We start from the raw sequence: 14,046 nt of genomic DNA on the forward strand, positions 1-14,046 counted from the left end.
GCATGAGTTTTCCCCGCGTTCAGGTTCAGCCACCATCCCCCCAACCATCAGAGTAACAAGCGCCAGATATCATCTCATCCGTCTGCTTGCTGTCGGGCTAACCGGGATCTTCGCCGGCATGGCGCTGATGATGGGTCAGCGCGGTTTAACCTTTAGTGTGAATCGCAGCGCGGGGAACACCGTCCGTTTGCGCAGCCTGTCGGTACATAATATCGTGGGTGCCGACGCGGCCGATCGTTTTTCTGCCCTGTGGCCAGGTAAAGCCTACATCACTCAGTTGAGGAGCCAGACCATGCCTGATAACCATCCGGACTCACAGCATAGACGCTGGCAACAGGAAATGGCGTCGCGACGTGGTGAGATCAGAGAGAAAATCAGAGCCTATACCGGACGGCGGGAAAATATTCTTTGCCCCTTTCCCGGCATGAGCGTTGTCGAACTACACCGCCCGATGCCGCCCTGTGCCTGTCTCTACCAGCCCAGCGTGTCGCTGATTATTCAGGGGGAGAAGCGCGTCAGTCTGGGCGAAAAAACCTATGCTTATAATGAATCCCACTTTCTTCTGACCGCCGTCAATTTGCCGACCGTCGCCGAAGTGATGCAAGCCAGCGCTGAACAACCGTTTATCTCGCTGCTGCTGCAGCTGGACTTATCTCTCGCCCGGGAAGTGATGATCGACATGAAACAGTACGGAAATGAGGCGGAATACAGCGATGAGGGAATGTCCCTGGGGCCGGCCGACGGCCCGCTGCTTGATGCGCTGCTACGCTATCTGAACGCCAACGAACATCCGCAGGATAAAGGCTACATGGGTAACCTCATTCAGCGCGAAATACTGTATCGTATTCTCACCAGCCCGGCGGGCAGGACCCTGAGGGAAACCGTGTTGACCGGCTCCAGCGGGCAACGGATATCCGTGGCCCTGGACTGGCTACGCGATAACTATGCGCAGCCGTTAAAAGTCGAAGCGCTGGCGCGAATTGCCGGTATGGGCGTCTCCACGCTGCACCACCATTTTCGCCGCATGACGAACATGAGTCCGCTGCAGTACCAAAAGCAGCTACGGCTTCTTGAAGCCAGACGGTTGTTATTGTCGCAAGATGCGGATGCCTCGACGGCGGCGATAAGCGTGGGGTATGAAAGCGTCAGCCAGTTCCACCGTGAGTACAAGCGTCAGTTTGGTATCACGCCGATCGGCGATAAAGCCCTGTCGCTGGCGGCCGGGACCGGGCGCCCCTACTAAAGCTCAGCAAAGGCTGACAGCGGTTCACCGATGTCAGCCGTCCTCATCAGGCCGATAGCGAGGCCATATCAATCACGAAACGGTACTTCACCTCTCCCCGTTCCATGCGTTCAAACGCCTGGTTAATCTGCTGGATCGGGATGATCTCGCACTCCGGGTAAACCCCTTTCTGCGCGCAGAAATTCAGCATTTCCTGGGTTTGCGCAATGCCGCCGGAAGGTGAGCCGGTAATGCGGCGGCGGCCCAGGATGAGCGGTAAGGTGCTGAAACCGTCCATATCGCCCAGATTGCCGACAATCACCAGCGCCCCTTCAATATCCAGCAACTGCACGTACGCAGAGAGATCGTGCCGGGTGGGAATCGTATCAATGATCACGTCGAACGAGGAGCCTGCCCGCTGCATATCCTCTGCTGAGGTCGACAGTAAAACATGTTTCGCCCCCAGCTCATGCGCCTCCTGAGCTTTTGCCGCGCTCCGGGTAATCACGGTGACCGTAGCGCCCAGCGCCTCTGCCAGACGTACGGCAAGATGCCCCAGGCCACCGATGCCAATCACCCCTACGCGTGAGCCCGGTCCCACATTCCAGGTTCGCAGCGGGGAGTAAACGGTAATACCGGCACACAGGAGCGGCGCGGCGCGGGAAGGATCGAGCTCTTCCGGCAGATTTAAGACAAACTCTTCGCGTACCACGATATGCTTCGCATAGCCGCCATAGGTGATCTCGCCCGAAATGCGATCGCGGCCATTGTAGGTTACCGTCGGAAATTCGCGACACATCTGCTCTTCATGGCGGCGGCACTGATCGCACTCCTGGCAGCTGTCGACTATCGTCCCGACGGCCACCATCTGCCCAACCTGATAGCGGCTAACTTCACTGCCAACCTCACTTACCCGGCCAATAATTTCGTGCCCGGGAACGCAGGGATAAACGGTCGCCCCCCACTCTTTCCAGTCATCCCGGGTTTGATGCAGATCGCTGTGGCACACCCCGGACCACAGGATCTCAATCGCCACATCGTTACGACGCAAAGCGCGTCGTTCAAAGCTGAAGGGAACCAGCGGAGTGGTGGCATTAAGTGCGGCATAACCCATCGTTTTCATAGCTGCTCCAGTTGTGCATTAACCTTGCTGAACTGTAGCGGCCAGATGGGCAACCCGGTGAGCCCGATCCTGCCTGATTACTGCCTATTACTCTTGAGCCGTAAATATCGGCACGCGGGAAAATATCGCCGGGTATGCTCCGAGAGGATATGCAGCGACCTGGGTTGAGTATTACCGTTGGACGGCGCGCATGGCGCTTCACGCAAAATATGTGTAGTGGTCAACTAAAACTGGCCACCACTTTAGCGTTCTTCCAGTATCGTTTTCTGATTCGTTAGATGATAGCCCACCGTTATATTCATGCAGCCTGAGCGCGCTGTAATACCCAACGATATCGTGGAAAGACCAACATCCATAGCCTTAGCTGGGTCAGAGACGGTGTAATTTTGATCGACAGGCAACTGAGCGGATTCACGTTTGAATTCAGGACTTTTTCATTGCAGCACCTCTACAGCTTACATTTTTTGATTCGGTTAAACCGCCAATAAAGTGGCAATAGTCTCCAAAGCGCTTTTTAATTGAACCTGATTTTTAGCGGCTGTTAAACTGATTCGAATTGCATTCAACGGGGCCTGTCGTACCGCAAAAACATCTGCCGATACAACATTAATTCCCGCCTGAGAACAGAGTTGGACCAGTTCAGGTGTTTCGAAAGGGGCTGTAAGCCAAACATGTGGGCTTGGGCAGGTCGCATTCAGCATATATTGTCCTACAAGCTTACGCGCCAGGTGCCAGCGTTGTGCAACTTCTCTGCGTTGCCAGTTTAATCTTTTTTCAGCCGTGCCATCCTCAATCCACCGATTCGCTATCATCAGATTTAGCGAAGATACCGCCCAATGCGTTAGCTGAGCATCCGGATCTATCTTGCTTAACAGGGGGACTGGCGCTGCGATATATCCCAGTCGCAAGCCCGCAGCCACCGTTTTCGAAAAACTGCTGATAAGAATGGTTCGCTCCGGTAATAAAACACTCAGCGGTGGCTGTTTAATCAATCCGCCATAGACATCGTCTTCAATCATTATGAGTTGATATTTATTGATAATATCAGCAACCTCACCACGCCGCCGATGTCCCATAACCGTGCCCGTAGGATTCTGCAGAGAAGGGGTTAAAATAACCACTCTTGCACCTGTGGTACGAATCATTCGATCAAACTCATCCGGAATTATGCCCTGTTCATCTGACATAATTCCGTGCAACGGTAAATGTAGTTGCCGCGATGCAGCCTTGATCCCGGGTGCAGTGAGATCTTCTACCAGAATCGACTCTCCCCTCTGACAAAGAGAAAGCAAAACCGTCATCAGACCTTGCTGCGCTCCGGCACATAGTTTTATGTTTTCAGGTAAATAACTTACCTTACGTAATTTAAGCCATTCAGTAGCCCGAATTTTTCCTGATTGAATGGCATCCGGCGTTAAATAGCTTTGCACACCGCCCCACTCAGCTGACATCGTGAGCTCCATGAGCGTTGAAGCCAGGTCGCGATTATCTTGATCGATAGCAGGAAGGTTTGTTGAAAGATCGATACGCTCTTTTAACGGTGGTGGGTTCTTTATCAAAAAAAGTGATGCCTCCTTGCTCCCTGGAAGCACATAAGTCCCGCGTCCCACTTCACCGCTAACCAGATGTCGCCGGGCGGCTTCCCTATAGGCCTGCATGGTCGTACTCGGATTCAGGTTTAACTTCCAGGCCAACTGTCTCTGCGGCGGTAAACGCTCCCCCACTTTGAGTTCACCTTTTTCAATCGCCTCGGCAATAGCTTCCACCAGGAGAATATATTTAGGTTGATTTGTCTCTTTTAATGTTGGGACCCACATTATTGCCTGCCATACAATATAATTATTTACCCATACAATATCGGTTGCTACGCTCTGGAGCAAGACTTACAACCAGAGAGTGTCAACTATGTTTAATATAGATGAACTACGCGCCTCAGCCAGCGCGGTATACCATGTTATGCCAGCTACGCCACAATATACATGGCCTTTATTGAGTAAACGTTTAAATTGCGAAGTATGGGTTAAACATGAAAATCATACACCAACCGGCGCTTTTAAAATAAGAGGCGGGATCATTTTTATTAACTGTTTATTAAAACGGGAACCTAATATTAACGGTATCATTACCGCAACACGAGGGAACCACGGACAAAGCCTGGCTCTGGCGGCAACAAAAGCGGGATTGCCCTGCTACCTGGTTGTACCAAAGGGTAATTCCCGTGAAAAAAATGCCGCCATGCAGGCGCTGGGCGGACAAATCATCGAATACGGTGTTGATTTTGATGAAGCGCGCGCTAAAGCCGCTGAGATAGCGCAACAAAGGGGGCTTTACTTTGTTCCCGCATTTCATAAAGACCTTATCCTTGGCGTTGCAACCTACGCGCTGGAACTCTTTAATGCCGTGGCTGAGTTGGATACCGTTTATGTACCGGTCGGAATGGGTTCAGGCATCTGTGGTTTAATACAAACCCGGGATTTGCTTGGTCTAAAGACAAAAATAGTAGGTATTGTCTCTGACCAGGCTGACGCATTCGCACAAAGCTTTGAACAAGGGAAAATTATCACGACGCTAAGCGCCGATACCATGGCCGATGGCCTTGCCTGTCGTATGCCTCTGGCTGAATCATTTGCCATGATTCAGCGCGGTGCAGAGCGCATTATCAGGGTCACCGATGATGAAGTTTGCCATGCCATTCGCATCTATCATGAAGATACGCATAATATGGCTGAAGGAGCAGGAGCCGCTGGCCTCGCGGGATTAATAAAGGAACGCCGATTACAGAAAAACAAAAAAGTGGCCGTAATACTGAGCGGAGCCAATATTGATCGCCCCCTCTATGCCAGTATTTTGCAGCAGCAGATCCCCACCCCATAGAGGCAGGGATAAGCCCTCGTTCATTCACTATACCTACATGAGCCATCTTGTCAGCTAACCCTGACTTACCCAATATAGGCTGTTTACTGATACAAAATATTCCGGGTAAAACTTTCAGGATCGCTCATGGAAGAGACTTGCAAGTAAAATCTAATTTTGTGGCTTTATCAATAATTAAAAACTGAAGACCAGTCAAAATCAGCAGACTTTTCTAAAGAACTGGGCCAGTTAGATAAATACTCAGGGGTTATTGGATTTTCCACACGATCTAAACTGGGAATGTAAGGTTTAATATCGATAACTGGACTACCATTTTCCGCATCAATCCAGGATACAATGAGCAATCCGGCGTTTAAATCAACATGCAATACCTCTGTTGTTGTAATCGCTATGGGATTCGGTCTTTGCGGCGAGCGAGTGGCAAATACGCCCATTTCATCTTCAGTATAAGGCGTTGATGTAATAATAGTCTGGCGAGACGATTTATCATCGCAACCATCACACCACCATAATAGACTGACATGACTATGCCCTTCTATTCCTTTTAATCCATCCCGGTAAGGAGGATGCAGGATAACATTTACTTTATCATCCATTAAAGTAATTATACCTATTGCGTGCAGATTAATTTCTTGCATATACAATTCCTTAGCGTCAATATTTCCACCATTTTATATTCACAGTAGCCGTCGACGACAAAAACCATCCTGAATTAACTATTAAGTCGATGCAACAGAAAAATCATACTTTAAAGGTAAATGTTATTCATCGAGTGAAACGGGCTGTTCCGTAACTTATCGCGCCTCCGTTTCTGACGCCGGGGTCAAGCTCAAAAGATGCGTGGAACTAAAGCCGGGATGCTTACAGCGCCAATGATGTGATCAGAATACGGTGTGTGATCTGTCATGCTGTGACGGATAAAACGATACAAATATGGCTCACGCGCCCAAACGAGTCGAAACCACAAAAAGTGGGCTTAGCAATTACACTATCTTGCCAGATGTGACCCGATAGTTAGTATTCAATAACAACTCCATGAATTGAGGTGAGGTTTCAGCCCCAGACCAGCAATCGCTGGAGCCAAGACTACGGAATGTTACCCCGGCAGCCAATGCAATCTTGTTCGGTAACCGGCTGTCACTCAACATCTGTGCCAACGCCTCCATCTCTTCTGCCCTACGCGTGATGTGGTGCGGATAGGTTGGAACCAGCTTTCGTAAATCAGACAATGTGCTTCCCAGATGATACTCAAGCAGCTCGAACAGAGGATCGGTAACATCAAAAGCATTGGCAGTATTAGCCGTTTCAAACAAGGCAGCAGTAACAGCCTTGTTGAAACCTGCAAAAACCATTTTGAAAATTGATGCCTGGACGATTTCATCGCCAAGTCGAATCACCGGCAATATACCTTTAAATAATTTTTCTATCGGCATTGTGTCTGGACCACTGACATAAATTCGTCCTTCTTCGCCCAAATGTGAGGCGCGCCCGATAATACAAGCATTGCAAAAAGGCAATGAAGCCTGGTCGAAAACCCTGCTCAAGTACTCTGCATCCGCAGGGGTCTTTGCATTCAGATCGATAAATACGGGCATAGCATTCTTTTCTCGGCAGGCACGAATTGCTTGATGTGCCACCTCGACGACAGCCGATGGGGGGACCAGCGACAAAATCAGGTCACTTTCAACAACAGCATCGGCCATGCTGTCGCGCATGCCTATCCCGATCTCCCGTGCCGATTTTTGGGTTTTCTCGCTACGGCAACCCATCGGACTGATCGTTTCATGGCCAGTCGCCCGCAGCAATGCAGCAAAAGCCCTGCCCATTTGGCCCGGATAGAGAATAGCGATCGTCGACATGATATTACCTCCTGTATAGATTTAAGGATTTGGTGTTATTCGTGGGGGTAATACAGGCACCCAGAAGAGCCAGACCACCGAAAACGGCAATCGCCGCGTAAATCTCGAAGGCAAATATATAGCTACCCGTGATATCGAACAGCAGCGCTGCCAATAACGGTCCACCGATACCTGAGATCATGACTAAGGGCGTAACGACCCCCATAATAACGCCTTGATTCTTGCGCCCGAATAACGAAGCGAGAAGAAACGGCATCATCATGATCAGCCCTCCTGCAGATAAACCGCTCAAGACACCATAGCCTAACTGCAGTTGCCAAATATTCCCCGCGGTGATGAAGAGGATGAGACCTATTGCCTGAAATACAGAGAGGCTGAGAACAACCCATTTCGCTGAAACTTGCTCTACAATGAAACCCGTTAATAATTTACCCAGGATCGCAAAAGCGCCATAGGTCAAGATCACACTACCTGCCTCGGCGGTTGTAAAGCCAAGCGATTCTGCCGCCGGAACCTTATGTAACAAGACGCCTTTCAAGACAAAATCGCTGAGATTCCAGCCGACGATAAGACACCAGAAACCAGGCGAGCGAATGGCTTCTGTCAATGTAAGATCAGGACGCTCCCCCCCGCTTTTTTCTTGAGCAAATGCGCTACCCTGCTCTTCGCCGAGCGGCAGAAGGTTCATATCCGCTGGCTCGCGACGTAGAACAAAGAGAGCCAGTGGCACCAGAAAGAGAATGGGCAGAAAACCAAGCAAGAACCAGGTAGAGCGCCAGTCGGAAATAGACAACAGCCAAATGATAACGGGTGACAGCAATATGCCGCCGAGGTTGGCGCCAGATGATACCAGACCGGTCGCACGCCCGCGCTGCGTCGTAAACCATTTGGCAATCAGAGGAAACACTAATGCGTTAGACAGGCCCGCAACTCCGATACCGCCGATTACGCCAAAAATAAGCGCGAACTGCCAGAAAGTTTGTGTGAAAGAGACCACACTGAGGGAGAAGCCAACAAGAATAGCGCCAACCACTATAATAATTCCGGGCCCCCGTCGATCAACTAACCAGCCGACAAGAGGGGCGATAGCGCCTGCGATCAGCTCTCTGAATGCGATGACCCCTGTAATTTGAGTATTGGACCATCCAAGCTCTTCCCGGGCCGGATTTATAATGAAACCCATGGTCTGGAAACCGATTCCGGCACGGATAGACGATATAGCCAAACAGGCAAAAGCAACATACCAGGCATAGTGAACACGCGTTAATCTACACATACACAACATGAACCTTATAAGTTGAATTTCGGCTGGGTCACGAGTGTAGCGATTGATACTACCGCGAGTCCCCTGACCCCGATCCCTTGTTTGTGCTAGCGACGCCCGTTTTCACCTCTATGGGTATCAATAAAAGTAACCATGAAAAATACCAACGATGGCTTAGAAAATCGTTTTATTCTGTGAGTCCTTCACTTTGTATATTGTTACGAAAAAATCCATCTATAAATAAGGTAATAAATGTAGTTAACAATAAAAAACCCTAAACACTATGATGAAAGTGTGAAGATAACGTAAAGTAATACTGTTGTAAGTATCCCGCATAAGGCAAAACGCCAGCGCCAAAACTCGATCTCCTGTAGTAACACACTGAATTTGGCCACAAGCAGAGGATATACCCCAGCCTGTGCGGCCGGGGGCATCGGAGGCGAACTAAATATGCTTATTGAAGAAGACGTCTAACTTTTGCATGGCCTGGTCAACGTATTTAGGAACCCAATATGTTTCGATATGAGTAGCGCCATTGATCAGGAACAGTTCTTTATCCTGCGTACCGGTCGCTTTCGCGAACGCATCTTCAGTCATATAGAGCGTATCCGCTTTTGAACCGGCAATCATCAGCAGCGGTTTATTGATGAGATTGATATGGTCCGTCACGTCAAAGCTCATCAAATCCAACAGGCTGCTGGTGGTGTATTTAAACGTTGAGTTCGGGTGGGCATGGGTTTTCCAGTAGTACTCGTAGCCCTGTCGATAGAGGGCAAAAGGTAATTTAGCGATCTGTTCATCCGTCAGATTTGCATCGCCGGAGTAAAGCACTTCGCCTCCGGCAGCTTCCTGAGCACGGGCGTCAGAAGCCTGCTGAAGCCGCTGCTGGATAGTATCCAGCTGTGAATTCTGAAAACCATTGCGGCGTACAAGCCCTGAATTAAACATGCTGATGGTTGCAATCGATTTGAATCGTTTATCCGTCTCGGCGGCAGCCAGTGAATACCCGCCACCTCCGCAAATACCCAGCAGACCGAGGCGGGCGGTATCGACCCCAGGATATTGGCTGATGTAATCCGCCATACCGTGGATATCCTCAATACGATTTGCCGGTTTATCCACGCTACGAGGCATCCCGCCGCTAGCGCCCTGATAAGCCGCGTCGGCGGTAATCGTGATGTACCCCTGCTCAGCAAGACGTTGGGCATACAAACCCGCGACCTGCTCTTTTACGCCGCCATTAGGGTGTGCGACCACCACCGCAGGGTATTTTTGGGCGGGATCGTAGTGAGCTGGCGTATAGACATTCGCAGCAATCTGGATGCCGTGCAGATCGTATTTCACCGGATGAATGTTGACCTTACCTTCGATATTTTCAGTAATGGCACCGTCATAAACGAGGGTGAACGGATTTTTCTTGTAATCAGCCGCCTTGACTGAGGTCACTCCGGCGACAGCTGTCAGCAGCATGGCGCTTATAAGCATCAATTTCATGGTCTCTCCCGATGAGTATCAGCCTGGTTATCCAGGCTCGCGGAATTCAATTTGCAGCCTCAGGTTAGGGAGAAAGGGCTGTCAGCAGCGTGACCGAGGAATAACATTTTTGTCAGGAAGCGGACCGGGATGAGAACCTGTTCCTGACAGCGCTGTCAGGTAAGCGTCAGCTTTATGTTGGCTATCAAGGCGCAGAATGGTCTCGGTTAGATGAGATTCATGTTCAATTTTCCGAGCAAAGGAGCGATCGATGAAACGCCAAAACGCCTCAACACGACCAGAGCGACGTAAGCGATTAGTCGCCAGGGCGAGCATTGCCGCCACCTTGCTGATTCCCCATGTATCGGCAACAAATAAAGACCCTATGCGACAAAATAGAGCGGCGGCCGGCGTATCGCTGACCGCCGCAGAGATGACCGCGCTTACCCGCTCACTGGCTACCCTGACTATCCAGGGGCAACGTCTGCCGGATGCCGGACAGATCTATTCAGATATTGAAGCACCGTTGAAAAGCTTAGAGGAAGTCCCGTTATGCGCCTGTTGTTAGTCGAAGATGAAGAAAAAACGTCAACCTATCTCAGCCGTGCGCTGGGTGAGTCCGGATTTACGGTCGATATCTCTGCCGATGGCGCTGAGGGCCTTCATTACGCGCTGGAGTTTGACTACGACGCCATCATCCTGGATGTGATGCTGCCGGGGATGGATGGCTACCGGGTACTCGAGGGGGTACGAGCCGTCAAACAGACGCCGGTGCTGATGCTCTCTGCACGGGGATCGGTCGACGAACGGGTCAAAGGACTTCGCCTTGGCGCTGATGATTATCTCCCCAAGCCCTTTTCACTTATTGAGCTGGTGGCGCGTATTCAGGCCCTGGTGCGGCGCCGCTCTGTGGACGGTGCAGACATCACCCAGCTGCACATTCACGATCTGCATCTCGACTTACTGGCTCGCCGGGTATTTCGCGCCGGAACGCGACTGGAACTGACCGCAAAAGAGTTTTCCCTGCTGAGCCTTCTCTCCCGCCATCAGGGAGAAATTCTGTCCAAGATGATGATTGCTGAGCAGGTATGGGACATGAATTTTGACAGCGATGCCAACGTGGTTGAAGTCGCCATTAAACGTCTGCGCGCCAAAGTGGATGCCCCGTTCGACATCAAGCTACTTCATACCGTTCGTGGTATGGGGTACGTCCTTGAAGTCCGCGCTGAATAAATGAAGGGGATAAGCATGCTTAAGCGCTCCATCTCAGTCCACCTGGCGCTGATGTTCGCCCTATCCGCGCTGCTGATCGTGTCCGTTATCGGTATCCTGCTAAGAAGCTCTCTGCATGACTCTCTGCAAAAGCAGATGCACAACGAGCTGTTATTCCGGGAATCATTGATGAGTCCATGGATCACCGCGCGGACCTCGGCTGACGGCTGGTCGACGCTTACCAGTAAATTTACCCTGTTAACCAATTCTGAAGGTGAGCGCGTTCGCTACTGGATAGTGAGCGACGATCCGCGCTTTAGTATAGGGGGAACGCCGCCGCTGGGAGTCCAGTGGTCTGCTTTACGGGAGGGGTTTAATCAAGTGCCCGGCGCAGCGGAAGGGGCATGTTCACTGTTCCTGTTAGTGAAAACCATCCCCGCCAACGGTGAAAGGCCTGAGCTGCGCTACGTGGTTGCCATCGACTCCACGCCGTATATGGGCACACTGAATGCCTTCACGCGTACGCTGCTGATTATTGCCGCGCTGGGCGTAGCGATCGTCGCCCTGCTGGGATACGTCGTTTCAAGGATTGGTCTGCGTCCGGTGGGAATGCTCAGTAAACAGGCACAACATCTCGCCCCGGTGGACCATGGCCAACGCCTGGATACCCGCGCATTGCCCGAAGAACTACAGCAGTTAGCCTCATCGTTTAACGGCGTATTAGCGCGTCAGGAGGTCGCCTGGCGACAGCTTGAAAGCTTTAACGCCGATGTTGCCCATGAGCTCCGCACACCGCTGACCAACCTGATTGGTCAGACGCAGCTGGGTCTCTCGCGCCGACGCTCGCCTGATGAACTGGAAGAGTTGCTGGGTTCAAATCTCGAGGAGCTGGAGCGCATGACGTCAATTGTGAACGACATGCTGTTCCTGTCCCACGCTCACGCAGGTGAACATGCTTCCCAGCTTACCCGGGTCTCCCTGCGAGAAGAAACCCTGAAAACCGCGGAGTATGTTGAGCCCTCCTTTGCTGAAAAACAGCTTTCTCTGGATGTTGAGGGCGATGTCAGCGCGCACATCGACCGGCGGCTGTTCCACCGCTCACTGGCCAATTTACTGGAAAACAGCGCCCGGCATTCGCCATCGAACAGTGCGGTCACCGTGCGACTCAGCGAAAAGGATAATCAAGCCTGTGTTGAAGTTTCAAACCCAGGCGATCCGATAGCACCGGAGCACTTACATCGGCTTTTTGAACGGTTTTATCGTGTCGACACCTCCCGAGCCAGGAGTGATACCCATCATGGGCTGGGGCTGTCGATCGTGCGTGCCGTCGCCATTATGCACCGGGGAGATGTCTTTGCCCGTAGTGAAGGTGGCATCAATACATTTGGACTGACGTTTGCTAAACAACCCGACGCTATCCGAACAGAGAGACTGATTTCAGAGACAACATCGGGACGTCCGCACGCTAAGCCCTCTGACGAAATTGTCAGAGGGCCGTCAGTCTGATGTCAGGTTGCCTGCGCCAGAATCACCGCTAAGACTAACCACTGCTGATGGAAGGAATGAAACAGTGAGAATAAACAAGGTATTTAGCGGGTTTCTGGCGATAATTTTCACGGGGCTTCTGGGACAGCCCGCGTCCGCATCAGAGAATTCATCTGCTCAGTCCCGCACGCTGATTATCTACTTTTCACAACCCGAGGAGATGAAACCTGATGCCGTGGATGGTTTTTCCGGGGCCAGCGTATTACAAAAAAATGCCCCAGAGACCGGCAGCACGCAGTTTATTGCGCAGCTGGTGCAGAAACAGACTCACGGCGATTTGTTTCGCATTGAAACAACCACCGCCTACCCTCGCCAGCATGACGCGCTGTTACGCGTTGCCGAAAAGGAGCAGCAAACTAAAGCCAGGCCCGCGCTAAAAGCGCCGCTCCCCGCACTCAGCGAGTACGACACCATTTACGTCGGCTACCCCATCTGGTGGTACACCATGCCCATGGTGATATATAGCCTTTTTGAGCAAAATGATTTTGCCGGTAAAACGGTCATTCCCTTTACCACCCATGGAGGCAGCCAGTTAGCCGACTCCCTGCGAGAAATTGCCCGCATGCAGCCCCAGGCCAAATTAGTCACTCGCGCGCTCTCGATCTCACGCAACGATATTGCAGATCCTGACGTACCCACGCAAGTTGAGCAATGGGTCAAACAAGTCCAGCCACCGCGTTAAGCCATCGACATGAAGAAAATTTATATTTTCCAGGTCATGCAGGATACGCTCATGACGTTACTTCTGCTGGTGCTGATGGGGTTTCACCTTCAGGGTGAAATCATTCATGAATGGGCGGGTATTATTTTTACGCTGCTCATCATTTTGCATTTATATCTTAACAGGCGGCGCTTGTGGTTATTGTCGATGAAAATTCCGTTATCGATGCGGATAGTTAACAGAGCCATTAATGTGGTGACATTCGTTGTTATTCTGACCGCGATTGTCTCTGGCATGATGCTGTCCCGACATATCCTTCTGGACCTGCCGTTCCACAACCCGGCAAGCTGGGTCAGAAAAATACACATGACGTCGGTCCACTGGGGAATGCTCATTCTGGCACTGCATATTGGGCTGCACTGGAAAATGCTGGCAACGTTTTTCTGCCGGATCCTGAACATCTCCGACGACTCACGCTTTGCCAATGTCATTATGCCGGGGATTTTTTCGATTATTGCGTTACTGGGGTTGTACTGGCTTCTGAATCAGAACTATCTCGACTATTTGCTGATGAAGGTGGATTTCTCCTTTTTCGACTACGACGAATCTACCCTTCTGTTTTATTTGCGCTACCTGGCCATTATTGTTTTATTTGCATTAATGACACGGTTTTTGCTTTGGTGCTTTATTTTCAGGAAGTATAAAGCGGTGTCACCCTAATAGAGCTTAACTGACATCATTGTCAGGGGGGCGTCAGCCTGACGACATGCCACCCTTATTACAATCATTGCAGACCATCCCCCTCATCGTAGA

13 protein-coding genes are annotated in these 14,046 nt (G+C 50.9%); 7 read left to right on the forward strand and 6 right to left on the reverse strand.

The genetic code is table 11. The annotated features are described in order from the left end of the window. The first annotated feature begins 118 nt into the window (after positions 1–118). The gene (locus tag OQV00_RS14480) at positions 119–1,243 is read left to right on the forward strand and encodes an AraC family transcriptional regulator (RefSeq protein ID WP_227699786.1); all 1,125 of its coding nucleotides are present in this window, start codon (positions 119–121) and stop codon (positions 1,241–1,243) included. Positions 1,244–1,289: 46 nt separating this feature from the next. On the opposite strand, the gene OQV00_RS14485 is transcribed toward OQV00_RS14480, so the two are convergent. Then, entirely contained in the window at positions 1,290–2,345 is a 1,056-nt protein-coding gene (locus tag OQV00_RS14485) for an NAD(P)-dependent alcohol dehydrogenase (protein ID WP_015584496.1), read from the reverse strand. 473 nt (positions 2,346–2,818) lie between these two features. After that, on the reverse strand, positions 2,819–4,225 hold the full coding sequence (locus tag OQV00_RS14495; RefSeq protein WP_227699787.1) for an aminotransferase-like domain-containing protein: 1,407 nt from the start codon (positions 4,223–4,225) through the stop codon (positions 2,819–2,821). A gap of 25 nt (positions 4,226–4,250) precedes the next feature. Here OQV00_RS14495 and OQV00_RS14500 point away from each other — a divergent pair, with 25 nt between their 5' ends. Then, the gene (locus OQV00_RS14500; RefSeq protein ID WP_032717329.1) at positions 4,251–5,219 is read left to right on the forward strand and encodes a threonine dehydratase; all 969 of its coding nucleotides are present in this window, start codon (positions 4,251–4,253) and stop codon (positions 5,217–5,219) included. 167 nt (positions 5,220–5,386) lie between these two features. Here the strand turns inward: OQV00_RS14500 and tsaA are convergent, their stop codons facing one another. From tsaA to OQV00_RS14520, 4 genes are all read right to left on the reverse strand, one after another. Further along, positions 5,387–5,857 (reverse strand): tRNA (N6-threonylcarbamoyladenosine(37)-N6)-methyltransferase TrmO, encoded by a 471-nt coding sequence (gene tsaA / locus OQV00_RS14505; RefSeq protein WP_015584499.1) that lies wholly within the window; start codon positions 5,855–5,857, stop codon positions 5,387–5,389. A 345-nt stretch (positions 5,858–6,202) separates the two neighbouring features. Beyond that, positions 6,203–7,078, reverse strand: coding sequence for a DUF1932 domain-containing protein (locus tag OQV00_RS14510; protein WP_266278824.1), 876 nt, complete (start codon positions 7,076–7,078; stop codon positions 6,203–6,205). 4 nt (positions 7,079–7,082) lie between these two features. Then, the gene (locus OQV00_RS14515; RefSeq protein ID WP_071824623.1) at positions 7,083–8,354 is read right to left on the reverse strand and encodes an MFS transporter; all 1,272 of its coding nucleotides are present in this window, start codon (positions 8,352–8,354) and stop codon (positions 7,083–7,085) included. A 432-nt stretch (positions 8,355–8,786) separates the two neighbouring features. Further along, a complete protein-coding gene (locus OQV00_RS14520) occupies positions 8,787–9,836 on the reverse strand; it encodes an alpha/beta hydrolase (RefSeq protein WP_266278826.1) in 1,050 nt (349 codons plus the stop codon). A gap of 250 nt (positions 9,837–10,086) precedes the next feature. On the opposite strand from OQV00_RS14520, the gene OQV00_RS14525 reads away from it, so the two are divergent. The 5 genes from OQV00_RS14525 to OQV00_RS14545 all read left to right on the forward strand — a co-directional run bounded on the left by OQV00_RS14525 (position 10,087) and on the right by OQV00_RS14545 (position 13,953). After that, positions 10,087–10,383 carry a hypothetical protein gene (locus OQV00_RS14525; RefSeq protein WP_044023535.1) on the forward strand — a complete coding sequence of 99 codons (297 nt, stop codon included), beginning with the start codon at positions 10,087–10,089 and terminating at the stop codon, positions 10,381–10,383. Next, entirely contained in the window at positions 10,368–11,048 is a 681-nt protein-coding gene (locus tag OQV00_RS14530) for a heavy metal response regulator transcription factor (RefSeq protein WP_015584504.1), read from the forward strand. The genes OQV00_RS14525 and OQV00_RS14530 overlap by 16 nt, the downstream gene beginning before the upstream one ends. A 15-nt stretch (positions 11,049–11,063) precedes the next feature. After that, on the forward strand, positions 11,064–12,533 hold the full coding sequence (locus OQV00_RS14535) for a heavy metal sensor histidine kinase (RefSeq protein ID WP_015584505.1): 1,470 nt from the start codon (positions 11,064–11,066) through the stop codon (positions 12,531–12,533). A gap of 64 nt (positions 12,534–12,597) precedes the next feature. Beyond that, entirely contained in the window at positions 12,598–13,254 is a 657-nt protein-coding gene (locus OQV00_RS14540; protein WP_088884016.1) for a flavodoxin, read from the forward strand. A 9-nt stretch (positions 13,255–13,263) separates the two neighbouring features. Continuing rightward, positions 13,264–13,953, forward strand: coding sequence for a DUF4405 domain-containing protein (locus OQV00_RS14545; RefSeq protein ID WP_015584507.1), 690 nt, complete (start codon positions 13,264–13,266; stop codon positions 13,951–13,953). Positions 13,954–14,046 lie beyond the last annotated feature (93 nt).

The organism is Klebsiella sp. DY2415 (assembly GCF_026314315.1).
In the GTDB taxonomy this organism is placed as follows: domain Bacteria; phylum Pseudomonadota; class Gammaproteobacteria; order Enterobacterales; family Enterobacteriaceae; genus Klebsiella; species Klebsiella ornithinolytica.

What these genes read in the sequence shown, in the direction of transcription:
- OQV00_RS14535 (WP_015584505.1), top strand. Translation starts at nt 11,064, where the DNA reads ATGCTTAAGCGCTCCATCTCAGTCCACCTGGCGCTGATGTTCGCCCTA.
- OQV00_RS14485 (WP_015584496.1), bottom strand. Translation starts at nt 2,345, where the DNA reads ATGAAAACGATGGGTTATGCCGCACTTAATGCCACCACTCCGCTGGTT.
- OQV00_RS14510 (WP_266278824.1), bottom strand. Translation starts at nt 7,078, where the DNA reads ATGTCGACGATCGCTATTCTCTATCCGGGCCAAATGGGCAGGGCTTTT.
- OQV00_RS14545 (WP_015584507.1), top strand. Translation starts at nt 13,264, where the DNA reads ATGAAGAAAATTTATATTTTCCAGGTCATGCAGGATACGCTCATGACG.
- OQV00_RS14480 (WP_227699786.1), top strand. Translation starts at nt 119, where the DNA reads ATGGCGCTGATGATGGGTCAGCGCGGTTTAACCTTTAGTGTGAATCGC.
- OQV00_RS14530 (WP_015584504.1), top strand. Translation starts at nt 10,368, where the DNA reads ATGCGCCTGTTGTTAGTCGAAGATGAAGAAAAAACGTCAACCTATCTC.
- OQV00_RS14515 (WP_071824623.1), bottom strand. Translation starts at nt 8,354, where the DNA reads ATGTGTAGATTAACGCGTGTTCACTATGCCTGGTATGTTGCTTTTGCC.
- OQV00_RS14500 (WP_032717329.1), top strand. Translation starts at nt 4,251, where the DNA reads ATGTTTAATATAGATGAACTACGCGCCTCAGCCAGCGCGGTATACCAT.
- OQV00_RS14520 (WP_266278826.1), bottom strand. Translation starts at nt 9,836, where the DNA reads ATGAAATTGATGCTTATAAGCGCCATGCTGCTGACAGCTGTCGCCGGA.
- OQV00_RS14525 (WP_044023535.1), top strand. Translation starts at nt 10,087, where the DNA reads ATGAAACGCCAAAACGCCTCAACACGACCAGAGCGACGTAAGCGATTA.
- tsaA (WP_015584499.1), bottom strand. Translation starts at nt 5,857, where the DNA reads ATGCAAGAAATTAATCTGCACGCAATAGGTATAATTACTTTAATGGAT.